This is a genomic window from Arthrobacter sp. MYb23 (genome assembly GCF_002979775.1).
GTDB lineage: Bacteria > Actinomycetota > Actinomycetes > Actinomycetales > Micrococcaceae > Arthrobacter.
In genome coordinates this window covers 1-23,357 of record NZ_PCPR01000011.1, presented here as the reverse complement: position 1 = coordinate 23,357, position 23,357 = coordinate 1, and the positions used below count along the sequence as shown (strand labels likewise).

The window sequence follows — 23,357 nt, the reverse complement described above, 5'->3', positions numbered from 1 at the left end:
TGACGAGGATGACCATGGCTGCGCCAACACTCGAAACCCGTCGTGCGCCGCGCAAGGCGTGGTCACGGCTCCTGCTGCTGGGCCCGGCATTCGTTGCCGCCATCGCCTATGTAGATCCCGGAAACGTAGCGGCGAACCTAACGGCCGGCGCCAATTACGGGTACCTGCTGGTCTGGGTGTTGGTGGTAGCCAATGCCATGGCCGTCCTGGTGCAGTATCAATCGGCCAAATTGGGCTTGGCGACCGGAATGAGCCTCCCCGAAATCCTTGGCAAGCGGCTGGGAGACAAGCGCCGTCGGCTGTATTGGGTGCAGGCTGAGATTGTTGCCGGTGCCACGGACATGGCCGAGGTCATTGGTGGGGCGGTGGCGTTGAACCTGCTTTTCGGACTTCCGCTGCTTGCCGGGGGAGTCATCATCGGTGTGGCGTCCATGTTGCTCCTGGCGCTGCAGTCACGCCGCGGGCAGCGGTCCTTCGAGTACGCCATCCTGGTGCTGCTGGGTGTCATTGCGGTGGGATTTGTGTCGGGGTTGTTCGTTAACCCGCCGGACGCCGGAAGTGCCCTGGCTGGGCTGGTGCCCCGCTTTGAGGGCACGGACACTGTCCTGCTGGCCGCGAGCATGCTCGGAGCCACCGTGATGCCCCATGCCATCTACCTCCACTCGGCCTTGGCCCGTGATCGTCATGGTTTTTCGGAGGATCCCGCCGTTCAGACCCGGCTGATCCGTGCAACACGCTTCGACGTGGCGGGCGCTCTGTTGTTGGCCGGCGTCGTGAATATTTCGATGCTGCTGCTTGCCGCTTCCAGCCTGCGTGGCATCGAGGGGACAGACACCATCGCTGGCGCACACGCTGCAGTGACGTCGGCGCTGGGGCCGGCCATCGGCGTCATCTTCGCCATCGGTTTGCTTGCCTCCGGCCTGGCCTCGACCTCGGTAGGCTGCTACGCCGGAGCCACCATCATGGGTGGACTGCTTAAAGTCCGCATCCCGCTGCTCACCCGTCGGGTCATTACGCTCATTCCAGCATTGGTGATCCTGGGCGCGGGCATCGAGCCGACCCTTGCGCTGGTCCTGAGCCAAGTGCTCTTAAGTTTCGGCATCCCCTTCGCCCTGATCCCACTGATTCGTCTCACCGGCAAACGGGAAGTGATGGGTATCCACACAGATTCCAAAGCCCTGAAAATCGCAGGCTGGACCAGCGCCACCTTGATTGTGGGACTCAATATCGTGCTCATCACGCTGACTCTTTCCGGCCAGTCCTGATCTGCCGGGCAGCAGCAGCTTCTATTGGGCGGCTTCGTCCAGCAGCTGACGGAACTGTTCCTCTGTGTCCAGGGTGAGTTTTTCGCCGTCGAGGAAGAACGTGGGGGTCCCGGTGACGCCCAGGGCGTTGCCGTCACTGGCGTCTTTCCGGATACGCGCTTGGGTTTTTTCGTCCAGGACGCTTGCGTCGTATTTCGCCATGTCGAGGCCGAGGTCCTGTGCGTAGCCGCGGAACGTAGCAGCCTGCGAGTCCGACTTTTCGCCCCACTGCGGCTGGGTTTCGAACAACTTGGCCACCATCGCCTCGTACTTGCCTTGCTGTGCTGCGGCTTCAACGGCCAAGGCAGCGGTCCCGGAGTTTCGGTGTCCCGGGAGGGGAAAGTAGCGCTGGACGAACGTGATTCGATCCCCATATTCCGTTTTCAGTTCCTCCACCAATGGGTAGGCGGCACGGCAGGATTCACATTCGAAGTCCAGGAACTCCACCAGTTGCGCCTTCTCAGTGGCAGGATTGGTGATCCGATTGCTGTCTTCGCGGACCAGCTGCGCCCCGCCTGCAGGCACAGCGGGGGTTGGTTTAGTGGCCGTGATAACGGCGAACCAGATGGCTCCTGCTGCAACAACAGCCGCGATCAGGATCCACAGGATGGTGCGTACCTTCTTAGCGGTATCCGCGGGCTGGGGTGTTGGTGGTGCTTGTGTCATCAGGGCTGGTTACTTTCCTGGTCGCGGTGGGCGGCTGCCTTGAATGTACGGGGTGGTTGTTCCACCGACTGGCAGCAGTCGTCGGGGGCCACTTCATGGGGTGTGGTGTCAGCGCCGGGAACGTTGCAGCAAACGTCCCCCCGCCAGGCGTTCAGGCCTTCGCGGACGGCGATGGCGGCTATGACCAGGGCAGCGCCGGCATCGGCCCACCACCAGCCGAGGGTGCTGTTCAGTACCAGGCCGATCAGCAGCACGCCAGAGAGGTACGTGCACAGCAACGTCTGCTTGGAGTCCGCCACTGCGGTTCTGGAGCCAAGTTCCCTGCCGGCCCGGCGCTGGTAGTAGGAAAGGACCGGCATGATCGCGAGGCTCAAGGCCGCGATCACAATACCCGGCGTGGAATGCTGGGCCTCGCCACCGCCGGTGAGCGACCGTATGGCGTCCATAGCGACAAACGCCGCGAGTGCGAAGAACGAGACGGCGATGATGCGCAGCGTCAGGTGTTCACGTCGTTCGGGATCCTTGGCGGAGAACTGCCAGGACAATGCCACAGCGGATGCGACTTCCACAACAGAGTCCAGGCCAAAACCGATCAGGGCTGAGGAATCGGCAACGCCACCGGCCCAGAGCGCTGCGACGGCTTCGACGATGTTGTAGGTAATGGTCGCCGCGGCGAATAACCGGATACGGCGCATGAGAACAATCCGGCGATCCACTGTGAGCAGGTGCAAAGGGGCGCTCATGCCACGCAGGTCCCATCCGGCGCGCAGCAGGCAGGATCCACAGCCAACACCACGCCCAGCAAGTCTTTGATCGCGTGACCCAAACGGGCGTCGGCCAATTCGTAACGCGTCCGCCGACCGTCAGGAACGGCAACCACCAGACCGCAGCCGCGCAGGCAGGTCAGATGATTGGACATGCTTTGGCGGGATACTCCCACCGAGTCCGCTAAGTCCGAGGGATACGACGGCGACTCCGCGAGGGCAAGCAGCACTTGGGCGCGGGTGGGGTCTGAGACCGCGTATCCAAAGCGGGCCAGCACTGGCGCATGCGTGATGGTTTCCATGAACCCAAAGTACAGTTTTGGATGTATACACGCAATCCTGTACTCCCGCTAGCAGGGGTGAGCTGCGACGTACCGCAGGTGCCCCGCGGTGACAGGTCAGGCGCTGACCGTGTTCCGTTCGCGATACCCATCCGCGGCGTAGACACCGAGGACCCGCACCTCAGTGGTGAAGAACTCCAGTTCCTCCAGCGCCCGGCGGAGTCGGGCGTCCTCAGGGTGGCCTTCGACGTCGGAAAGGAACATCGTGGCGGCGAATTCGTCGCCCACCATGTAGCTCTCCAACCTCGTCATGTTGAGCCCGTTGGTCGCGAAACCGCCGAGCGCCTTGTAGAGGGCGGACGGGACGTTGCGGACCCGGAACACGAAGCTGGTGATAGCTGGACCCGGAAGTTCTTCCTTCGTGGGCAGCTCACGTTCGCGGGCCAGGACAACAAAGCGCGTGGTGTTGGTGGGATCGTCTTCGACGCCGGAGGCCAGGACATCCAAACCGTACAGTTGGGCGGCAAGCGGCGGAGCGAGCGATAGCTTGCGGGGATCGTTCCAGTCCCGGACTTCACGGGCCGATCCAGCGGTGTCACCGGCGATGACGGGCTTGAGGCCGGCTTCGCGGATGATCCGGCGGCACTGACCCAGTGCGTGGATGTGGCTGTGAACCTCAGTGGCACCCTCGATGGTGCTTCCCGGAATGCCAAGAAGGTCAAAGCGGATGGGCAGGAAGTACTCGCCCACGATCTGCAGCTTCGACTGGGGAAGCAGGACGTGGATGTCCGCTACACGTCCGGCGATAGAGTTCTCGATCGGGATCATGGCCAGATCCACTTCGCCGGTGGACACCAGCTCAAACGCGTCCTCAAAGCTCGCGCACGGAACGCTTTCGAGCTCGGGGAACATTTCCTTGCACGCGAGATCCGAATTCGCTCCGGGCTCACCTTGGTACGCAATCTTCTGGGCCATGATGCTCATGCTTACACGCGGAGCGCCCGGCAACCCAACCGCGTCCATCCTGTGACTGGACAAGTGGGATCCGCCTTCTCTAGGTTCGGGGAAAGGATTGGGGGCGGCCGATGACGACTGCGGCAACGGTTCAAGGGAACAACGCAAGCGCTGTCAACGAGCAGCGGATTGCACGGTTTGCGGGCACAACTATCGGACTCGAAAGTAGGTGACAGATAACGTCGCTGTGAGTGCTCATTGCGACGTTATCTGTCACCTAGTTGGGTAAGCGGAGCGGGGGTTTAGCCGTTGATGATCTGCGGGACGCCCAAAGCCTTGAGGCCTTCGGCGCCGAACTCGAGGCCGTAGCCGGATTGCTTGGCGCCGCCGAATGGGATGCGTGGATCAACTGCGCCGTGCTTGTTGATCCATACGGTTCCGGCCTGGATGCGGGAGGCGACCTCGCGCGCGGCGTTCAGGTCAGAAGACCAAACTGAGGCACCCAGTCCGACGTCGAGCGCGTTTGCCTTGGCGACTGCCTCGTCAACGGTGCTGTATTTGATGATGGGCAGGGCCGGGCCGAACTGTTCCTCCGCGACCAGCGGGTTGTCGTTGTCGATGTCGGCCACCAGCGTGGTGGGGTAGAAGTTGCCGGGCTGATCCGATTCCGGGTTCCCACCCAGAAGCACTCGTGCCCCGGATTCCTTAGCGGCTTCCACCAGGCGGGCCACGATGTCGTACTGCTGCCGGTTTTGCAGCGGGCCAAGAACGTTGTTCTCATCAAGGCCATTGCCCATGGGCATCGCAGCAGCTACAGCAACAAGCTCGGAGCACACAGCCTCGTACTGCGATTCGTGGACGTAGAGGCGCTTCAGGGCGGCGCAGGTCTGGCCGGTGTTGATGAACGCGCCCCAGAACAAGCCCTCGGCAATAGCCTTGGGGTCCGAGTCGGGCAGGACAATGCCGGCGTCGTTGCCACCAAGTTCCAGGGTGAGCCGCTTGACCGTGTCGGCCGACGAGCGGATGATCGCCTTGCCGGTGGCGGTGGAGCCGGTGAACATGACCTTGCCGATCGCCGGGTGTTCGGCAAGCCTGGCGCCAACATCGCGCCCACCGGAGACTACGGACAGCAGGCCTTCAGGCAGCTCTTCGTTGATGATCGCGGCCAGCGCCAGCACGGACAGGGGAGTGTATTCGGAGGGCTTGACCACCACGGCGTTGCCCATGCGCAGTGCCGGGGCGATCTGCCAGACGGTGATCATCATGGGCCAGTTCCACGGACCAATGGCACCCACGACGCCGATGGGCCGGTAGTGCAGCTCGGCGCGGGTTTCGCCGTCGTCCACCACGGTTTCCGGATCAAGCGGGGTGGCGGCGGTGGCGCGGAGCCAGGCGGCGCAGGCGCCTACTTCGAAGCGGGCGTTGGGCCCGTTCAGCGGCTTGCCTTGCTCACGGGAGAGCAGATGGGCCAGTTCCTCGGCGGAACGTTCGACGGCGTCGGCGGCCTTCATGAGCGCGGCGGACCGGGCATCGTGGCCCAAGGCAGCCCACGCAGGTTGGGCGGCCTCGGCAGCTGCGATGGCGGATTCGAGGTCTTCGACAGTGTGAACAGGTGCTTCGCCGACAGCCTGGCCCGTTGCCGGGTCGAGGATAGTGCGGCTGTTCTGGCCGTCGGCCGGGGTGATCGAGGCCAGCAGGGCGTCGTAAGTCTCCATTGGTACTCCGCTCGGGTAGTAATTCTTGGCGGCCAGTGAGGCACGCGGCGATGTTTCCAGTGTGGTCGGCGTCACCCCGAAGAGGCTTGTCGTTGAACGAACAGCCCTTGACGTGAAGCGAACGCTTTCCGTCCCGGGCGTCCTGCCTGATAATCGACCTTGTGACTCTCGCTTCCCTCGCTGCCTTTGCCGGCCTCTGCCTGGTCCTGTCCGTAACGCCCGGGCCGGACACTTTCCTTGTCTTGCGCATCGCCCTGAACCGCCCCAGTGCCGGAATCGCGGCTGCGGCAGGCTCCGCGGCTGGTGCCATCATGTGGGCAGCGCTGGTAGGCGTGGGTTTGGCCGCGATCCTGGAACAGTCGGCCGAGTTGTTCCGGTGGGTCAAGATCGCCGGCGGCCTGTACCTGCTGTACTTGGGCGTTTCCTCGTTCATCAAGTCCCGGAAGGCGGCCAAAGCGGGCGCGGACGGCTCCGCCGCTGAAGCGCCCCTCCCGTACAGCCGGCTCTCTGCCTTGGGCGCGGGCGCACTGTCCACGCTGCTCAACCCCAAGGTGGGTCTCTTTTACCTGGCCGTGGTTCCGCAGTTCATCCCGCACGGCGGGGACACCATGGGCACGTCCTTGATTCTGGGCGTCGTAGTGGCCGTCATTGCCTTCGCGTATCTCTCGATGATCGCCGTCGTCGCTTTCAAGGCGATGCGGTGGCTCAAACGACCCAAGGTGAGCACCGTCGTCGAGCGTGTCAGCAGCGGTGTGATCGCCGGGCTGGGCGTGGGTGTGGTGGCGTCTGGCGCCACGAGCTAACTAGCCCGCCAGCAGCGCGAGGTAGTGATCCAGCTGCCCCGCAAGGTCCTGCGAGAAATGCTCGGCGGGGGACAAAGCTACAACTATCTGCGCACCGAGCATCATGTTCAGCAGGTGATCGGCGACGGCGGCGTCCCCGATGGGGGCTTTGATCTCGCCTGCCGCGCGGGCTGCCGCGCAATGCGTCGCAAGGGTGGAGTGCCATTGCCGCATGGACTTGCTGTGAAGTGCAGCCATGTGGGCGTCGTTGAGCGCCTTCTGCCAGAACGGAATCACGATCCGCGCTTCGTTGACGCGTTCCTCATCCAGCGGCAGGACTTCGGCGCAGAACGCGCGGAGCGCCGCAATGCCGGATAATCCCTCGGTCATGGTGGCGATGCGCTGGTTGGTGCGGTTGAAGACGTGCCCGAACGCCGACGTCAACAGCAGATCCTTGGTGGGGAAGTAGGGCTTGAGGGCGCCGTTGGCGAAGCCGGCTTCCTCGGCGATTTCCCGCATGGTGGCGCCCTCCATGCCGAGCCTTGCGATGATCCGCCAGGTTGCGTCCACCAGTTCGAGGCGTCGTTGATCGTGGTCCACAATCTTTGGCACTGGATGGGCTCCCGAAAAAATAAATGGCGGACAGGTCTTGTGACCCATCTTACGTTTTGGTTATTCTCTACACCTATAGAAAATAAATCCTGACCCATCATAGGTCCCGGACAAGAGGCAGCCATGACGCCCACAGCAACTGAGACAGCAACCGACGCCACCGCCATTGAGGAAGCACAGTACGCCCTGGCAACGGGCGCCGAAATCTCCCAGGTGCAGGGAATCCTGCAGGCCGCAGGCCACCTTGGCGCTGAGAAGCGCATCGCCTACCTGGGGCTGGTGGACCCGGCCCGCGGCCAGTCAGAACAGGACCGCCGTTTCCGCGTCTTCATCCACGACATCTCCGGCGGGGCACCCACCGATGTCTTGGTCTCGGTGACCCGCGGCGAGATCGTGTCCGCACTCGAACTGGACACCAGGGTCTCCGGTGAACTCCCTGTGTTGGAGGAAGAATTCGAGGTTGTGGAGACACTCCTGGCCACCGACGAGCGCTGGCTCGCCGCGCTCGCAGCCCGGGACCTGGACGTGGAGAAGGTCCGCGTTGCTCCGCTGTCCGCCGGAGTCTTTGAATATGAAGAGGAAAAGGGCCGGCGCATCCTCCGTGGGCTCGCGTTTGTGCAGGACTTCCCGGAGGACAGTGCGTGGGCACACCCCGTGGATGGACTCGTAGCCTACGTGGACGTGGTCAACAAGGAAGTCACCCAGGTCATTGACCTTGGCGTGATGCCCATCCCGGCAGAGCACGGAAACTACACGGATCCTGAACTGACCGGGCCGCTCCGCACTACCCAGAAGCCCATCAGCATCACTCAGCCCGAAGGCCCCAGCTTCACCGTCACCGGTGGCAACCACGTGGAGTGGGAAAAGTGGAGCGTGGATGTGGGCTTCGATGTCCGCGAAGGAGTTGTCCTCCACAACCTGGCCTTCCAGGACGGTGACAAGAAGCGGCCGATCATCAACCGGGGATCCATCGCCGAAATGGTGGTGCCCTACGGCGATCCCTCACCCATCAGGTCCTGGCAGAACTACTTCGATACCGGCGAATACCTGGTGGGCCAATACGCCAACTCCCTGGAACTGGGCTGTGACTGCCTGGGTGACATCACTTACCTCAGCCCGGTCATCAGCGACGCCTTCGGCAACCCCCGCGAAATCCGCAACGGCATCTGCATGCACGAGGAAGACTGGGGCATCCTCTCCAAGCACTCCGACCTCTGGACCGGCATCAACTACACCCGCCGCAACCGCCGCCTGGTGATCTCCTTCTTCACCACCATTGGCAACTACGATTACGGCTTCTACTGGTACCTCTACCTGGACGGCACCATCGAGTTCGAAGCCAAGGCCACCGGCGTCGTCTTCACCAGTGCCTTCCCGGAAGGCGGCTCGGACAACATTTCCCAACTCGCGCCGGGCCTCGGCGCACCCTTCCACCAGCACCTGTTCAGCGCCCGCCTGGACATGGCCATTGATGGCTTCACCAACCGCGTCGAGGAAGAAGATGTGGTCCGCCAGGCCATGGGCGAGGGCAACGAGCGCGGCAATGCGTTCTCCCGCAAGCGCACGGTCCTGGCGAAAGAGTCCGAAGGTGTCCGTGAGGCCGACGCACGGTCAGGCCGCACCTGGATCATCTCCAACCCGGAGTCCAAGAATCGTCTGGGCGAGCCGGTCGGCTACAAACTCCACGCCGAGAACCAGCCCACCCTGCTGGCCGATCCGGGCTCGTCCATCGCGAAGCGCGCGGCTTTCGCCACCAAGGACGTGTGGGTGACTCGCTACTCCGACGAGGAGCGTTACCCCACGGGCGACTTCGTGAACCAACACTCCGGCGGTGCCGGCCTGCCGGCCTATGTCGCCCAGGACCGCGAGATCGACGGCCAGGACATCGTCCTCTGGCACACCTTCGGCCTCACGCACTTCCCGCGCGTGGAGGACTGGCCGATCATGCCCGTGGACACAGTTGGCTTCAAGCTGCGTCCCGAAGGGTTCTTCGATCGCAGCCCCGTTCTGGACGTGCCGGCCAGCGCCTCAGGTTCGAGCTGCCACAGCGCCGTTGAGGGTGCTGGCGCGGCCGGCGAAGAACACGGCGAACACGGCGAACATGGCGAACCCGCCGGGCACTGCCACTAGAACGCCCCCGGGAAACAGAATGACAACAACAGTGGGACGGGTCCGGTCAGTCGGACCCGTCCTGCACCCCCGGATCTGCGCGGCCCTCACCGCTGTTTCTTGCCTTGTGCACCTCTGGCTCGCCGCTTCCGGACACCACGACGCCTGGCTGGGGATCCTCATGATCGCCTTGGCCGCCGTCTGCGTCCCGTGCACGGTTCACATCTGGCGCCACAGCAGAGTGGGCGCGCTTCACCAGGTGACCGTCTCGGCTCTGGCCATGGTGGGACTCCATGCCGTCCTGCTGTTGGGAGCAGGCGGTTCCGGACACACCCACGGCGGGGGACCGGCGTCGAACGCTGTTGACAGCTCAGGCGCTGCGCAACTGTTGCTGGTGATCGGGCTGGAAATCACGACGGCGTTACTCGCCGCGACGCTGGTAGCCCGCCTCCGGCGTGGGCGGCCTGGGCGAGTTCGCGGGAATCCTTCCACGTCGTAGGGAAATATCCAGCGACTTGGCAGGTTTCCCGCTACTTCGCGCCGGCGGGTAAGGAAACCCGTGTCAGTTTGTCCGGGTTGGACACTTGGCGCAGTTCCCGGATGCTCCCATCCGGGCCGGTGGTGATCACCAGAATGTCGGAGCGGCCATGATGCCTGAGCACCAAGGCCGCCTCGCTGTTGACCTCGATGACCTCAACTCGTACCGGCTGCTCAGGATCGAAAACCACCGCTTTGCCGAGGATGCCCGCGAAGAAGCGCGCAATCCTGGCTGCCCCGAACAACGGGTTCATGGCGCTCTTGACCTTGCCGCCGCCATCGGCCCACAGCACGGCGTCCCGATCCAGCATGGCCACAACCGTGTCAATGTCGCCCTGTTCGATGGCCCGTACCAGTTTCTCCAAAGCCGCGCGGTCCTTGGCCCGGGGCGAAGGTGCCTCCGGGTCGATCTCCAAACGGCGCTCGGCCCGTGAAATCATCTGGCGCACGGCAGCGGGAGTCTTTTCCAGGATTTCCGCTATTTCCGGGGCGGACATCGCGAACGCGCGGTGTAAAACCAGCGCTGCCCTGGCTTCTGGAGCCAGTTGCTCGGCCAAGTGCAGCAAGGTCAAGGACAGGAGCTCGCGGTTGGCCAGTGTTTCTTCCGGAAGTGCGGCCGCATCCACTGGCTCGGGCAGCCACGGACCGGTGTAGTCCTCGCGCACGGCGGCGAGCTGGCGTACCCGGTCAACAGAGCGGCGTACGCAAACCGTCGTCAGCCACGCGGGCCAGGAATCCACGCCGCCCACGTCGGGTTTGCGTTCCCGCTGCACAGCATCGATCGCCACCTCAGAGACCACATCCTCCGCATGCCCGAAGTCGCCCAACATTCGGTAGGCGATCCCCAAGAGGCGATTCTTTTCGCTCTGCCACGCCGAAGTGGCCGACACCGCAAGACTCATGCTGCCAACGCTACCTTTCAGGCGATCGGGTTCTTCTCATCTACGGGCGGCTCCATCTGAGTGCTGACGGCGATCCTGTTCCATACGTTGATGGTGGAGATGGCGAGGATCAGGCCACCCATTTGGCTGTCGTCGAAATGCGTGGCCGCAGCGTTCCAGATTTCGTCCGTGACTGTCTCTGGACCGAGCTGCGTCACCGCGTCAGTCAGTGCCAGTACAGCCTGTTCACGTGCATCGAAGAACACTTTGGAGTGCTGCCACGCTGCTACCGCGTGGAGTTTGCGGGAGGGGATACCGCGCTTCCGGCCGTCGGTGGCGTGCATGTCGACGCAGAATCCGCAGCCGTTGAGGATGGAAGCCCGGAGTTTAATGAGTTCATACAGGTCCGGGTCCACGGATTTGCGGGCGTAACCTTCCAATCCAATGACGGCGGCGTAGCCTAGCTTGTTGCTGCGGCCGATGTTGATGCGGGGCATGATTTTTTCCCTTCAGTGATGGTGCTTTACATCAGGGATGTCGGATACGACGCCGAAAGTGTGACACGGGCGGCCAATTGTTAGAGTCAGCGGGTGCGCGCAGTAATTTTTGATGAGGTCCGGACCCAGCCCGACGTTAGGGAGGTCGCCAAACCGCAGGCTCCCGTGGGAGGTGTGGTGGTGAAAGTGCTGGCAACAGGCATGTGCCGCAGCGACTGGCATGCCTGGGCCGGCCACGATGACATCGCCATGCCCCATGTGCCGGGCCATGAACTCGCTGGTGTCATCGACGCCGTCGGCGAAGGCGTTCAGCGCTGGAAGGTTGGCGACCGCGTCACCGTCCCCTTCGTCTGCGGGTGCGGCACCTGCGAATGGTGTTTGGCCGGCGAGGCGCAGGTCTGCCCGGACCAACAGCAGCCAGGCTTCACCCACTGGGGCTCATTCGCCGAGTTTGTGGCCCTGCATGCTGCCGACAGCAACTTGGTTGCCATTCCTGACGGTGTTGAATATACGACGGCGGCAAGTCTCGGCTGCCGCTTCGCCACCGCATACCGTGCTCTAGCGGCCCGTGCGCAGGTTAAGGCCGGCGAGTGGGTGACCGTGGTTGGCGCTGGCGGAGTGGGGCTGAGCGCTGTGATGATTGCCAAGGCCATGGGAGCAAAGGTCATTGCCGTGGACCGGAACCCCGAGGCCCTGGCCGTGGCCGCACGTTTGGGTGCCGACCATACGGAGCTCGCTGATGGTGCGGATATCCCTGCCGCGGTCAATGCCCTGTCCGGCGGAGGCACCCATGTGGCGGTAGACGCCGTCGGAAGTGAACAGACCTGCGCCGATGCGATCCTGAGCCTTCGCCGGCGTGGCCGGCACGTCCAGATCGGTTTGCTGCCGTCCATCGACGGTAACCCGCAAGTTCCCATGGCACGGGTGATCGGCTGGGAACTGGACCTCCTGGGTAGCCACGGCATGGCCGCTGTGGACTATCCGGGGATGATGGCGCTCATTGAACAGGGTGCGCTCAAGCCACAGCTGCTGATCGAACGCACCATTGGTTTGGAGGAAGCGGCGGCTCTCCTGCCTGGCTTCGACAAGGCCAATCCTGCCGGCATGACCATGGTGGACCCTGCTCTGTAACTGCTCCCGAGCACCCAACTAAGTCGCAGCAGAGCGCGTTTTGAGCGCTCAGAACGCGCACAAATGCGACTCAGTTGGGTGAGTCCGCGGGGCGGTTCCGGCAGGCGGCCAGATAGGTGGAGATCCGGCGCACTGCTTCCTCAATGTCCTCCACGGCCGGCAGGATCACGAACCGGAAATGGTCCGGCGTGGGCCAATTGAACGCCGTGCCGTGCGAGACCAGGATTTTCTGTTCCTGCAGGAGTTGGAGGACAAACTTCTCATCCGAGGCAATGGGGTAGACCTCCGGGTCCAGGCGGGGGAACAGGTACATGGCTCCCGCCGCGGGCACACAGCTGACGCCCGGGATCGCGGTAAGGAGTTTCCAAGCGAGGTCCCGCTGCTCGCGGAGCCTGCCGCCGGGACGAATGAGCGCTTCGATGCTTTGGTACCCACCCAAGCAGGTCTGAATTGCGTGCTGGGCCGGAACGTTGGCACACAACCGCAAGGAGGCCAGCAGTTCCAAGGACTCCCGGTAGGCGGCGGTTGCGGTGCGGGGGCCGGTCACAGCAACCCAACCTGCCCGGTATCCGGGCATGCGGTACGCCTTGGACAACCCGCTGAACGTCAGCACACAAACGTCCTCTGCCACGGAGGCCGTGTGGATGTGAGGGGCGTCCACGTAGCGGATCTTCTCGTAGATCTCATCCGAGAACAGGACCAGATCGTGCTTCCTGGCCAGCGCTGCGAACTGCTCCAGAATGTGCCGGGGGTAGACGGCGCCGGTGGGGTTGTTCGGGTTGATGATCACAATGCCCTTGGTTCGAGGGGTGATCCTGGCCTCCACATCGGACATGTCCGGCCACCAGTTCTCGTCCTCGTCGCACAGGTAGTGCACGGGTTTGCCGCCCGTCAGGGTGACTGCCGCAGTCCATAAGGGGTAATCGGGTGCCGGGATGAGGATTTCGTCGCCGTTCTCCATGAACGCCTGCAGGGTCATGGAGATGAGCTCACTGACGCCGTTGCCAACAAAGACATCCTCGACGCCGATGGTCATCAGTCCGCGGGTTTGGTAGTACTGCGAGATGGCGGTGCGGGCGGAGAAAATGCCCTTGGAGTCGCTGTAGCCCTGCGCGCCGCGAAGGTGATGGATCATGTCCACCACCACGGACTCCGGTGCCTCCAGTCCAAACGGTGCCGTGTCGCCAAGATTCATCTTGAGAATGCGGTGCCCTTCGGCCTCCATGGCCTTCGCCGCTTGGAGGATGGGCCCACGGAGTTCGTAGCGGACATTCTGAAGTTTGCTGGAGTGCTGCATCGGACGCATGGTTGATCTTTTCACGGCAGCGGCCCGTGTGAGCAAACTGTTCCGGAATCAGACCCAGCGAATGACCAAGGGAAGGCTCTTGGTGCTGGCAGAAATTTCCCGTTCAGTGCCGTCAACCGCAACAGCGAAGTGCTGTACTTCGTCAGCCGACGCGAGGACCTCAAAATGCCCGGTCGCGTCGCTGACAACGGCGGTAGCTGATGAATGAGCGTGGATGTAGGCGTCGGAAATGCCTTTGTTGTGCCCATCCACCAGCCGTCCCCGGATCCGGCGCTCTGCAGCGGCGGTGCCCACAGCAGCTAGGGTCGGCGGGTCGGAGGATTCCTCGAAGCGGAGGGATACAGGGATGCGGACCAGGAACCCCAGTCCTTGCCCGATTGCGCCGGAATACTCCTCAGGCCGGAACTCGCCGTTGGATACTACGGAGTACTGGCTGTGGCGTTCCACGGCCAACAGTAATTGCTCCATGGTGTCCAGCTGCCCGGGCCCGTGGCATTCCACCGCAACCCTCAGTTCCAGGTCCAGGGCCGGGCCCTCGTGGCGGGACCTTCCAACCCTGCTCAGGGTTACCGCCCGTACGGTGACCGGAGCATCTGGTGGAGGAACGACGGCGGTGGGGGACCCGTCGTCGAACCTGACATGTTGAGGGGCGACGGCGTCAGAAAGTACCCCCAGGAGGTCGGACAGCGACGATTGCACATGGCCCACGGAAGAACCCCAGCCGGACAGAGATCCACTATTTCACCTGGGACTAGGCTACTCCCGCTCTTGACCGTAGTCACTGGGATTCGAACCCAAGTAGGTGACAGCACATGTCGCAATGAGGGCTCATTGGAGCACGTGCTGTCACCTACTTGGGTGAATCAGGCGCTGGCTGACATTAAGCGAGGCCGGGGACGCGATCGTTGATGGTGAACGACTTCTTGGTGCTGACCGGAGCGCCCGGGGTGGTGACGTAGTCCAGCACGCGGAAGTCGGCGGTCATGGAGTCCTTCGTGATGCGCGTGTTCACGTAGCCGCGGTTGTCGTTGTAGAACTTCAGGTGCGGGTTCCACGCCATGGTGGGGTCGGTGGTGGAGCCGTTGCCGTCGCCGGTGGAGGTGATGGAGGAGCACACCAGTTCCGAGCCCACCACAGCTGCCGACGGGTCTTTGTAGTCCACCTTGAGGTCGGTGGCCCAGTGGCGGTGAACGTCACCGGTGAGTACGACGGCGTTGCGCACCTTGGCGTCCACCCAGCCTTGGGTGATGCGCCGGCGGGAAGCGGCGTAACCGTCCCAGCCATCCATGGAGACGTCGTCGATGTCCGGTGCCTGATCGCGGTCCCGCTCGGCGAAGAAGACCTGCTGGCCCAGAATGTCCCACCGCTGCGTGGAGTTCTTGAATCCGTCCAGCAGCCACTTTTCCTGCTCGGCGCCGGTGATGGTGCGGTTCTCGTCCAGGCGCCCGGCGACGTTCTTCCGCCAGCCGTCACCGGCGAGCTGGTCATCCCGGTACTGGCGGGTGTCCATCATGTGGAAGTTGGCCAGCTGGCCCCATTGAATGGTGCGGTAGATCTTCATATCGAACCCGGCTGGAACCGAGGAAGCCCGCAGCGGCATGTTCTCGTAGTACGCCTGGAACGCTGCCGAGCGGCGCTGGCGGAAGTGCTCGGTGGTGTCGTTCAGCTGGCCCGCGTCGCTGTTCTCGGGGATCTCGTCCGCCCAGTTGTTGTCCACCTCGTGGTCATCCCAGACCACCAGCCACGGCGCGATGGCGTGCGCGGCTTGGAGATCGGCGTCGGACTTGTACTGGGCGTGCCGCTGGCGGTAGCCGGCCAGGCTCACGGTCTCGGGGCCCTCGTGGTCGCGCGGGTTTCCGCCGCCGATCACATAGCTGTCCTTCTTGTATTCGTAGAGGTAGTCACCCAAGTGCAGCACCAGGTCCGGGTGGTCCTCGGCCAGGCGCTTGTAAGCAGTGAAGTAGCCGTGCTCGTACTGGGCGCAGCTGGCGAACGCCATGGCCAGTGCAGCCGGCGTCTGGCCAGGTGCCGGGCTTGTCAGCGTGCGGCCAACGTCGCTCACATGCCGTCCGGCGCGGAAACGGTAGAAGTATTCCCGGCCGGGCCTGAGGCCCCTCAGTTCGACATGAACCGAGTGGGCGGTTTCGATCCTGGCATGTTCGACGCCGCGGGCTACTACCCGGCGCATCGCGGCGTCTTCTGCCACTTCCCAGGCGACGGCGACGTTGCGGGAGGGCATGCTGCCCAGGCCATCTTCGGCCACGGGGTTCACAGCCAGTCTGGTCCAGATGACAAAGCCGTCGGGCCATGGTTCGCCCGACGCGATGCCGAGCATGAACGGATCGGTGCGGAGGCCGGCGTCGTCCGCTGTTGAAACCGCGGCGGCGGGATTGGCGACGGCGGTGCCAGGCAGGGCGGCGACGAGTCCGGCCCCAAGGCCGGCTGAAATGAGGGATCTACGGGAAATGTTTTCCATAGCCTCGACCCTAGGAAGCCCGGGTTGACTGTGCTCAAGGGCGGCGTGAATCGGTGGTTAATTGTGTGACAAAACTTGTTATCCCGGGCTGAACCCATGCCGTCCCTGAGGAGCGCTCGTCTATGCTCAGTTCATGACGACGGGGGAGAGCCGTAAGCGGCCTGGCGCGGTGACATTCTCGGTGGTGCTCATGTACATCGGTGGCATCGCTCAGATCATTCTGGGAATCCTGACCATTTTCCTGCGTTACACCCCGGAGGCGCAGTCCGGTGGCATCGCTTTGCCCATCACGTTGCTTGGTGCAGGGATGATCCTGTTCGGCTTGCTGGTGATCGGGCTGGCGTCCGGAGTGGCACGGGGAAGCGAGGCAGCCCGTCGCGGCGCAACAGCGGTCATGCTGCTGGGCCTGGCCTTTGCCGTGCTGGACCTCATCGTTGCCGCCGATGGAGATTGGTCGGCCGTTATTTCCCAGTCGATCGCTACTGTGGCTGTGCTGGTGCCGCTGTGGGCGGGCCGGGGACGCCGCTATTTCGAGACGCGCTGATGGAGTGCTTCCTGGGCATCCCGGTAGGCAACCCGGCGGTGAACGAAGCGGACAACCTCGATCAGTGCGATGCAGGCAACAGAGGTTCCCAGGACGAGTAATGCCGTGGGCAGCGTCGGATCCGTGAATTGCAGGAAGTCACGGGCGATCGGTACCGAATAGACCAGAACAAGCCCGGTCATCATTGCCCCGATGACCATCCCCTTGAAGCGTGAGACTGGTCGCGAGAGCACCACTAGAATCCAGATGCCGATAATCGCCAGGATCAGTGTGGAGCCCGTCCGTATCTCCGCTTCGGGAATCTGCAGGTTCGCTGCGAGGCGGGCGTAAGCGGCAAGGCCCAACGTCACCGAAACACCCGCAGGCACGGCGAAGGTGAGTGACCGCCGGAGGAAACCCGGAATGTAACGCTGGGCATTGGGCAGCAACGCCAGGAAGAACGCCGGGATGCCGATAGTCAGCCCGTCCGTCACGCTCAACTGCCGGGGAAGGAAGGGGAACGGCAGCAGGAGGATGCCGAAGGCGATGGCAAGGAAGGTGGCGTAGGCGGTCTTGGTGAGGAAGAGCATGGAGACGCGCTCAATGTTGGCGATGACCTGCCGGCCTTCTGCCACCACGCTGGGCAGGTGGGAGAACTTCCCGTCCAGGAGCACTAACCTGGCCACCGCTTTGGTAGCGGCTGCACCCGAGTTCATGGCGACGCCGATGTCCGCTTCCTTGATGGCCAGGGCATCGTTCACGCCGTCGCCGGTCATGGCTACTGTGTGGCCGGCAGCTTTCAAGGCCACCACGATGCGCTTCTTCTGGTCCGGAGTCACCCGTCCAAAAACCACGTTGTTGTTGATGGCTTCCAGGAATTCCTGGTCGTCTTCCGGCAGTTCGCGGGCGTCAAAGCCGTGGGGCGCGTCCAGGCCGACTTCCCGGGCAATGGCAGCCACGGTCTGTGGGTTGTCACCGGAAATGATCCTGACGTCAACGTCCTGCGCCGCGAAGTAGGAGAGCGTCTCGGCTGCGTCGGGGCGGATGTTCTCCTTGAAGGTCAGGAGTGCCACGGGGACAGCATCTACCGGAACTGTTTCATCCTCGGTGGGTGTGCCGTGGGCGAGGACCAGTGTGCGGCGGCCAGTGGTGGCCAGCTCTGCGGCTTGTGTGGCGAGTTGTTGAAGCACTGGGTCTGCGGAGTTGTGCGCAGGGAACACCATTTCGGGACCGCCGAGGATCCACATTCCGTCCTCGAAGACCACCGCGCTCCACTTGCGCGCCGAGGAGAACGGCACACGATCGGCAGGATGATCAGTGGGTGGCTCGTTGAAGTGTCCGGCGAGGCTGCGGGCCGTGGCATTGGCGTCCTTCTGCACCCCGTACCAGGCGAGAACGGACTCCCATCCGGGGCGTTCGGTCAACGCATGGGCGGCGTCGAAAACAATATCGCCCTGGGTGAGGGTTCCGGTCTTGTCCAGGCAAATAATGTCCACCCGTGCCAGGCCCTCCACCGCGGGAAGCTCCTGCACCAGCACTTGCTGACGGGCCAGCTTCACCGCACCCACGGCGAAAGTAATGCTGGTCATCAGCACCAGGCCCAAGGGAACCATGGCGACGACGGCGGCGATAGTCGCGGTCGCTGCCTCGCGCCATGCGCCACTTGCGGAGGCTTCGGCCCACCCGCCCTGGGCGATCATTTGTGCGTTCAGAACCAACAACGCCACCGGGCCGACGAACCAGGTGACCCATTTCAGGACGCGGTCGATCGAGGACCGGAGCTCGGAGGCCACCAGGGAGAATCTCTTGGCCTCCGCAGCCAGCGAGTTCGCGAACGAATCCGCGCCCACCCGGTCCACCACGGCTGAGCCCTCGCCGGCCACCACCACGGATCCGGAGAGAACGCGGTCTCCGTCGGTCTTTTCCACGGCATCGGATTCGCCGGTGAGCATGGACTCGTCCACTTGAAGGCCCCGTGAGCCGGACACCAGACCGTCGGCCGGCACTTGGTCTCCAGCCCTCAGGACAAGGGTGTCGTCCAGCACAACGTCGTCCAAGGAGATCTCTGCCTCTGATCCATCACGCGTCACCCGTGCGTTCGGCGCGTTCAACAGGGCCAGGCGGTCCAAGGCCCGCTTTGCCCGGTATTCCTGGACGCTGCCGATGACCGCGTTCGCGATGGCGCTGAATCCGAAGAGTGCATCCTGCCAGCGGCCGATCGCGAAGAGGACGATGAAGCAGGCCAGGATGATGCCGTTGAACAGGGTGAGCACATTGGCGCGGACAATGCTCCAAACGCTGCGGCTGGTGTCCTGGACAAACGCGTTGGTCTGTCCGGCTGCCACCCTCTGGGCAACCTCGGCGGTACTCAGTCCATCTTCCGGCGATCCCTTGTGCCGGGCGGCTTCCCCTGCTTGATCCTTCTCGAGTTCCACTCATTCCCCCGTTATTTGGGTCGATCCAGGGATTGTCATCGGACGGCGGTGCGATGGGAATGAGTATGCCAGCCGCGCGGCGTTAAGTCGCCGTCGTCGGCAGCTGTGATCGCCGTCGCCGGCCGTCGTGGGAGTCGGCGTCGGCCGTCGGGTCGACCGCCGCCGTCGGCCGTCGTCGTTAGGCGGTGAAGGCGAGGTCCTTGGCGTTGAGCCGGTGGCGGAGAGGCTCGCCGCGGGAGATCCGGGCGGCTTCCTCGATGGTGCTGACCGCCATGCGCTCCAGTTCCATTCCCAGTGAACCTGCCAGGTGCGGCGTGAGCAGCACGTTGGGGTGGGTGTAGAAACCCGAATCCGCAGGGAGGACCCAAGGAGTGGTGACGTCCAGGATTGCGTATAGCTCGCCTTGTTCGATGCGTCGGAGCAACGCGTCCTGATCAACCAGTTCACCGCGGGCGGTGTTGATGAAGGTGGCTCCCGGTTTGAGGCTCTCCACCAGCCCCTGGTGGATCAGGTTGTAGGTGGACGGGAGCGACGGCGCGTGGAGGCTGACGACGTCGCACGTGGCCACCAGTTCTTCCAGACTGAGACGCTCGACGCCGAGCTCGGTCGCCGCGGCGTCGTCCAGGAAGGGATCCGAGACAAAGACCTTCACGTCGTAGGACTTCAGGAGGCGGATGACGTGCTTGCCGATCCTCGAAGCGCCAATGATGCCCACCCGCTTGCCGAAGTTGCCCATGTCCGGAAACACCTGATCCGGCTCGATCTCTACTTTTTCCGTGTGGAGCTTGCGGGCGATCTGCAGGACTCTCTTGTTGGCCAGCAAGATCATGGCCACCGTGTATTCGGCAACCGGAATGGAGTTTGCGTCCGCAGCCGTGCTGATTTCGATGCCTCGTTCCCAGCATTCATCGCCCACGTGATGCCTGACCGTGCCTCCAGCGTGGAGAACGTGGGTCAGACGCGGGGCCGCCGCCAGGGCAACGGCGTCCAGCTTGGGGCAACCCCAGCCGGTGATGAGAATGTCCGTCTTCGCGAGGAGTTCCAGCGAACGCGGTGAGGTGAAATCTTCCATGGGTTCCGGGCTGAGCAGCCGCAGCCCACGGGGCAGGGACTCCAAGCGTCGGCGGGGAAAGACACGGGATACGACGCCGGGACCCATGGCCAGTGCGACGTTCAGCTCGGTGGTGGTCACTTGACGCTCCCTGCAGTGAGGCCGGACTTCCAGAAACGCTGCAGCATGATGAAGGCCACCAGCAGCGGAATGATGGACAACAGCGAACCCGTGATGACCATTGGTGTGAATTCAGGCTGCGGTACCGAGTAGCCCTGCCAAATGGAGATGCCGACGCTGACGGGCAGCAATTGCTGGTCCTGGAGCATCACCAGGGGAAGCATGAAGTTGTTCCACACCCCCACGAACTGGAACAGGGCAATGGTGATGTAGCCCGGCATCATCATGGGCAAGCCCAGGGAGAAGAAGGACCGGATGGGGCCGGCGCCGTCCATGCGCGCGGCTTCAAGGGTTTCGGCCGGAACGTAGCTGGCGGAGTAGACCCGTGCCAGGTACACGCCGAAGGGGTTGCACAGGACCGGGATGAGGACGGCCCAGATGGTGTTGGTCATGCCCACCAGGGATGCCAGGAGGTACATGGGCAGCACCGTGGCAGTGTTGGGAATCAGGACGCCCACCAGGACGAAACCGAAGAGCGAGTCCTTCCAACGGAACTGGAATTTATCGAACGCGTAGCCGGCCATGACCGAAATCAGGCTGCCCAGCACAGCGCCAACACCGGCATACATCACGGAGTTGCCCAGCCAGCGGAAGAACAGGCCGCCATCCTGATTTGCCACGTTGGCGATGTTCTCGAACAAGGAGAAGTTGCCCAAGGCATAGGCGCTGGTGCCATACAGGTCCGCAGCGTTCTTGGTGGAGGCGAACACCAGCCACAGGACCGGGACCACCATGTAGGCGGAGCCGATGATCAGGAGCCCGTTGACGGTGAGCTTGCTGGCGAACCCACCGCCGCGGTTGGAACCGCCGCGTTTGGAACTGCCGCGTTTGGAACTGCCGCGTTTGGAACGGGATCCGGTGCCGCGGGGAGCTTGTTTGGAAGGAGCTGTGCTGCGGGAAAGTGTTGAGGCGCTCATGATTTGTTCATCCTGGAGCTTAGGCGGGTGACGGCCAGGGACAGTACTGCTGCCAGCCCGGCGATGATGACGGAGGCAGCCGCGGCCTGGTTGAGGTTGTGACGGATGAAGGCCGCGTCGTAGGCCCAGAGGTTGGGAACCCAGGTACTGGTGACTGATGCCGTGGCCTTGGAGATGATGGACGGTTCCGTGAACAGCTGCAGGGTTCCGATGATGGTGAAGAGCATGATGACGCTCAGTGCCGGGAGGATCAGCGGGAACTTGATGCTGATGGCAGCGCGGATTTCTCCGGCGCCGTCCACGCGGGCGGCTTCCAGGATTTCGCGGGGAACGGCTTGCAAAGCGGTGAACAGGATAATGACGTTGTAGCCGGTCCACTCCCAGACCCCGATGTTCACGATGGACGGAAGGACCAAGTGAGCGTCGAGGAAGTTGATCTGGATCCCGCCGCTTTGGAGAGCCTGGACCAGCGGGCTGATACCCGGGGTGTAGAGGTAGGCCCAAATGAGGGCGGCGATGACGCCGGGGACTGCGTGGGGAAGGAACACCAGGAGCTGGAAGAGCTTGCGTGCCTTGGCCACCGTCGCGTCCAGAAGAAGGGCGAAGACCACTGCGCCGCCCACCATGCAGGGAATGTAGATCAGGCAGTACAAGCCAAGGCGGGCGATGCCTTCCACGAACGTTTCGGACTGGAAGACCTGCACATAGTTCTCGAGTCCTACAAAGACCGTCTTGGCTTCCCCGAAGCCCAGCCCGGATTTCTGCTGCGAGTGGAAACTCAGCACCAGGGAGTAGATCACCGGTGCGATCATGGCGATCGCGAAGACCGCGAAGAAGGGAACCAGGAACAGTGCGGCAGTCCTTCCGCCGGTTCCCGCCAGTGCGCGGCCTCGGCGGCGCACTGTGGTGGTGAGGGCCTGGGTGGCCATGGGATTCTCCTAGCTGGGAGGGGGCCTCGGGAAGAGGCCCCCTGCCTGTGTGGCTACTCGGTGAGCGGCTCTTCGGTGACGGAGCTACTCTTTGACGGACAGGCCGGCCTGCTTCAGGCTTGCCACGGTGGCGTCCTGGGCAGTATCGACGGCGTCATGGATGGTGCCGCCGGTGGTCAGCTTGCCGTAGGCGTCTTTGAGGGCGGTGTTGGTGATGTCCCAGTTGGGACCCCACTGCCAGCCCGGGGTGATGGTGCCGTACGCCTTGTTGAAGACCTCATAGATGTCGTTGCCGAAGTAGCTGGCGTCATAGGCCTTCTGCGCCACCGGAGTCAGGCCCGGGAAGGCCAGGAACGCGGAGCCGGTGTTGCCACGGGCCTTGATGGCTTCCTGGCTGGTGGTGAGGAACTCTACGAACTTGGCGGCCGCGGCCGGGTTCTTGCTGCTCTTGGTCACGTTGAAGCTGGATCCGCCATAGAAGGCACCGGACTCCTCGCCCCAGGTGGGCATTTCCGCAGCGATCCACTGGCCCTTCTGGCCGCTGGCTTCGGTGCGCTTCTGGATACCGGTTGCGCTCCAGTTTGCGCCGAGGACACCAACTACGTTGCTGTTGGCCAGGTCAAGGCTCCACTCGTCACTGTAGGCCTGGCTGACCTTGACGATCTTTTGGTCGATCAGTTTCTGCCAGTACGAGGCAACCTTCTGAGTGGCCTCATCATTGACGCCCACCTTCCAGCTGTCGCCTTCGGTGCCGAACCACTTGGCACCTGCCTGCCAGGCCAAGCCGGCGCTCGCCGCTACCTCGTTGGGGTTGAAGCTGGCCAGGTAGGAGTCAGGCGCTACGGCCTTGAGCTTTTTTCCGGCCTCTTCGAATTCATCCCAGGTCTTGGGGACCTCGACGCCGGCCTTCGCCAGCATGTCTTTGCGGTACCACATGAGCATGGGGGCTGCGTCATACGGAAGTGCGTAGGTCTTCTCACCGAACTGGACCAGTGCCTTGGTCTCGTCCGTGAGCTTGTCCACTGTTTCGGCCTTGTTGATCAGGCCATCTAGCGGGATCACCTGGCTGTTGCTGACAAACTGCGGCAACTGCGGGTATTCGATGGTGGCTACGTCCGGGCCGTTGCCTGCGGTGATGGCGGTGGAGAGCTTTGCGTAGCCACCGTTTGCACCGTTGGGGATGGTTTCGAAGCTGACTTTGATCTTGTCCTGGCTGGCGTTGAACGCTTCAGCCACTTTGTCCATGCCTGCCAACGAGGACCAGAAGGTGATGGAACCTGAAGGGTCTTCCGTGGGGGTGGGTGCTG

The 23,357-nt window shown here is 63.2% G+C and carries 22 protein-coding genes; 6 read left to right on the top strand and 16 right to left on the bottom strand.

Annotated features, from left to right (window positions below):
- Window positions 1-14: 14 nt before the first annotated feature.
- Entirely contained in the window at window positions 15-1,265 is a 1,251-nt protein-coding gene (locus tag CQ020_RS12740; protein WP_105692185.1) for an Nramp family divalent metal transporter, read from the top strand.
- Window positions 1,266-1,286: 21 nt separating this feature from the next.
- Here CQ020_RS12740 and CQ020_RS12735 read toward each other — a convergent pair whose 3' ends face one another.
- The 5 genes from CQ020_RS12735 to CQ020_RS12715 all read right to left on the bottom strand — a co-directional run bounded on the left by CQ020_RS12735 (window position 1,287) and on the right by CQ020_RS12715 (window position 5,684).
- Entirely contained in the window at window positions 1,287-1,970 is a 684-nt protein-coding gene (locus CQ020_RS12735; protein WP_105692184.1) for a thioredoxin domain-containing protein, read from the bottom strand.
- A complete protein-coding gene (locus tag CQ020_RS12730; RefSeq protein ID WP_105692183.1) occupies window positions 1,970-2,713 on the bottom strand; it encodes a cation diffusion facilitator family transporter in 744 nt (247 codons plus the stop codon). Before CQ020_RS12730 ends, CQ020_RS12735 begins: the two co-directional genes overlap by 1 nt.
- Complete coding sequence (locus CQ020_RS12725; protein ID WP_105692182.1) at window positions 2,710-3,036, bottom strand: helix-turn-helix transcriptional regulator; 327 nt, start codon at window positions 3,034-3,036, stop codon at window positions 2,710-2,712. The genes CQ020_RS12730 and CQ020_RS12725 overlap by 4 nt, the downstream gene beginning before the upstream one ends.
- 96 nt (window positions 3,037-3,132) lie before the next feature.
- On the bottom strand, window positions 3,133-3,990 hold the full coding sequence (locus CQ020_RS12720) for a prephenate dehydratase (RefSeq protein ID WP_024818302.1): 858 nt from the start codon (window positions 3,988-3,990) through the stop codon (window positions 3,133-3,135).
- Window positions 3,991-4,271: 281 nt separating this feature from the next.
- On the bottom strand, window positions 4,272-5,684 hold the full coding sequence (locus CQ020_RS12715; protein ID WP_105692181.1) for an aldehyde dehydrogenase family protein: 1,413 nt from the start codon (window positions 5,682-5,684) through the stop codon (window positions 4,272-4,274).
- Between the two features lie 161 nt (window positions 5,685-5,845).
- On the opposite strand from CQ020_RS12715, the gene CQ020_RS12710 reads away from it, so the two are divergent.
- Complete coding sequence (locus CQ020_RS12710; protein WP_105692180.1) at window positions 5,846-6,487, top strand: LysE family translocator; 642 nt, start codon at window positions 5,846-5,848, stop codon at window positions 6,485-6,487.
- Here CQ020_RS12710 and CQ020_RS12705 read toward each other — a convergent pair whose 3' ends face one another.
- Complete coding sequence (locus CQ020_RS12705; RefSeq protein ID WP_105692179.1) at window positions 6,488-7,078, bottom strand: TetR/AcrR family transcriptional regulator; 591 nt, start codon at window positions 7,076-7,078, stop codon at window positions 6,488-6,490.
- Between the two features lie 123 nt (window positions 7,079-7,201).
- Between CQ020_RS12705 and CQ020_RS12700 the strand changes: the two genes are divergently transcribed.
- A complete protein-coding gene (locus tag CQ020_RS12700; protein ID WP_105692178.1) occupies window positions 7,202-9,208 on the top strand; it encodes a primary-amine oxidase in 2,007 nt (668 codons plus the stop codon).
- Window positions 9,209-9,227: 19 nt separating this feature from the next.
- Window positions 9,228-9,686 carry a hypothetical protein gene (locus CQ020_RS12695; RefSeq protein ID WP_105692177.1) on the top strand — a complete coding sequence of 153 codons (459 nt, stop codon included), beginning with the start codon at window positions 9,228-9,230 and terminating at the stop codon, window positions 9,684-9,686.
- A gap of 31 nt (window positions 9,687-9,717) precedes the next feature.
- Here the strand turns inward: CQ020_RS12695 and CQ020_RS12690 are convergent, their stop codons facing one another.
- Window positions 9,718-10,626 carry a sigma-70 family RNA polymerase sigma factor gene (locus CQ020_RS12690; RefSeq protein WP_105692176.1) on the bottom strand — a complete coding sequence of 303 codons (909 nt, stop codon included), beginning with the start codon at window positions 10,624-10,626 and terminating at the stop codon, window positions 9,718-9,720.
- A gap of 17 nt (window positions 10,627-10,643) precedes the next feature.
- Window positions 10,644-11,102: a carboxymuconolactone decarboxylase family protein gene (locus CQ020_RS12685; protein ID WP_105692175.1), complete on the bottom strand. Its 459-nt coding sequence runs from the start codon at window positions 11,100-11,102 to the stop codon at window positions 10,644-10,646.
- Window positions 11,103-11,195: 93 nt separating this feature from the next.
- Between CQ020_RS12685 and CQ020_RS12680 the strand changes: the two genes are divergently transcribed.
- Window positions 11,196-12,233 carry a zinc-dependent alcohol dehydrogenase family protein gene (locus CQ020_RS12680; RefSeq protein WP_105692174.1) on the top strand — a complete coding sequence of 346 codons (1,038 nt, stop codon included), beginning with the start codon at window positions 11,196-11,198 and terminating at the stop codon, window positions 12,231-12,233.
- A gap of 70 nt (window positions 12,234-12,303) precedes the next feature.
- On the opposite strand, the gene CQ020_RS12675 is transcribed toward CQ020_RS12680, so the two are convergent.
- From CQ020_RS12675 to CQ020_RS12665, 3 genes are all read right to left on the bottom strand, one after another.
- Window positions 12,304-13,539, bottom strand: coding sequence for a pyridoxal phosphate-dependent aminotransferase (locus CQ020_RS12675; RefSeq protein WP_105692173.1), 1,236 nt, complete (start codon window positions 13,537-13,539; stop codon window positions 12,304-12,306).
- Window positions 13,540-13,587: 48 nt separating this feature from the next.
- Entirely contained in the window at window positions 13,588-14,247 is a 660-nt protein-coding gene (locus CQ020_RS12670; protein ID WP_105692172.1) for a hypothetical protein, read from the bottom strand.
- 172 nt (window positions 14,248-14,419) lie between these two features.
- Window positions 14,420-16,015, bottom strand: a complete 1,596-nt coding sequence (locus tag CQ020_RS12665; protein WP_105692171.1) for an alkaline phosphatase — start codon at window positions 16,013-16,015, stop codon at window positions 14,420-14,422.
- Window positions 16,016-16,148: 133 nt separating this feature from the next.
- Between CQ020_RS12665 and CQ020_RS12660 the strand changes: the two genes are divergently transcribed.
- Window positions 16,149-16,559 carry a hypothetical protein gene (locus CQ020_RS12660; protein ID WP_258141870.1) on the top strand — a complete coding sequence of 137 codons (411 nt, stop codon included), beginning with the start codon at window positions 16,149-16,151 and terminating at the stop codon, window positions 16,557-16,559.
- Here CQ020_RS12660 and CQ020_RS12655 read toward each other — a convergent pair.
- From CQ020_RS12655 to CQ020_RS12635, 5 genes are all read right to left on the bottom strand, one after another.
- Complete coding sequence (locus tag CQ020_RS12655) at window positions 16,541-18,973, bottom strand: HAD-IC family P-type ATPase (RefSeq protein WP_105692170.1); 2,433 nt, start codon at window positions 18,971-18,973, stop codon at window positions 16,541-16,543. The genes CQ020_RS12660 and CQ020_RS12655 overlap by 19 nt on opposite strands.
- A 178-nt stretch (window positions 18,974-19,151) precedes the next feature.
- Window positions 19,152-20,165: a hydroxyacid dehydrogenase gene (locus CQ020_RS12650; protein WP_105692169.1), complete on the bottom strand. Its 1,014-nt coding sequence runs from the start codon at window positions 20,163-20,165 to the stop codon at window positions 19,152-19,154.
- Window positions 20,162-21,121 carry a carbohydrate ABC transporter permease gene (locus CQ020_RS12645; protein WP_105692168.1) on the bottom strand — a complete coding sequence of 320 codons (960 nt, stop codon included), beginning with the start codon at window positions 21,119-21,121 and terminating at the stop codon, window positions 20,162-20,164. Before CQ020_RS12645 ends, CQ020_RS12650 begins: the two co-directional genes overlap by 4 nt.
- Window positions 21,118-22,050, bottom strand: a complete 933-nt coding sequence (locus CQ020_RS12640) for a carbohydrate ABC transporter permease (RefSeq protein ID WP_105692167.1) — start codon at window positions 22,048-22,050, stop codon at window positions 21,118-21,120. The genes CQ020_RS12645 and CQ020_RS12640 overlap by 4 nt, the downstream gene beginning before the upstream one ends.
- 84 nt (window positions 22,051-22,134) lie before the next feature.
- The coding region (locus CQ020_RS12635) for a sugar ABC transporter substrate-binding protein (protein WP_105692166.1) at window positions 22,135-23,357 on the bottom strand (1,223 nt) is incomplete at its 5' end.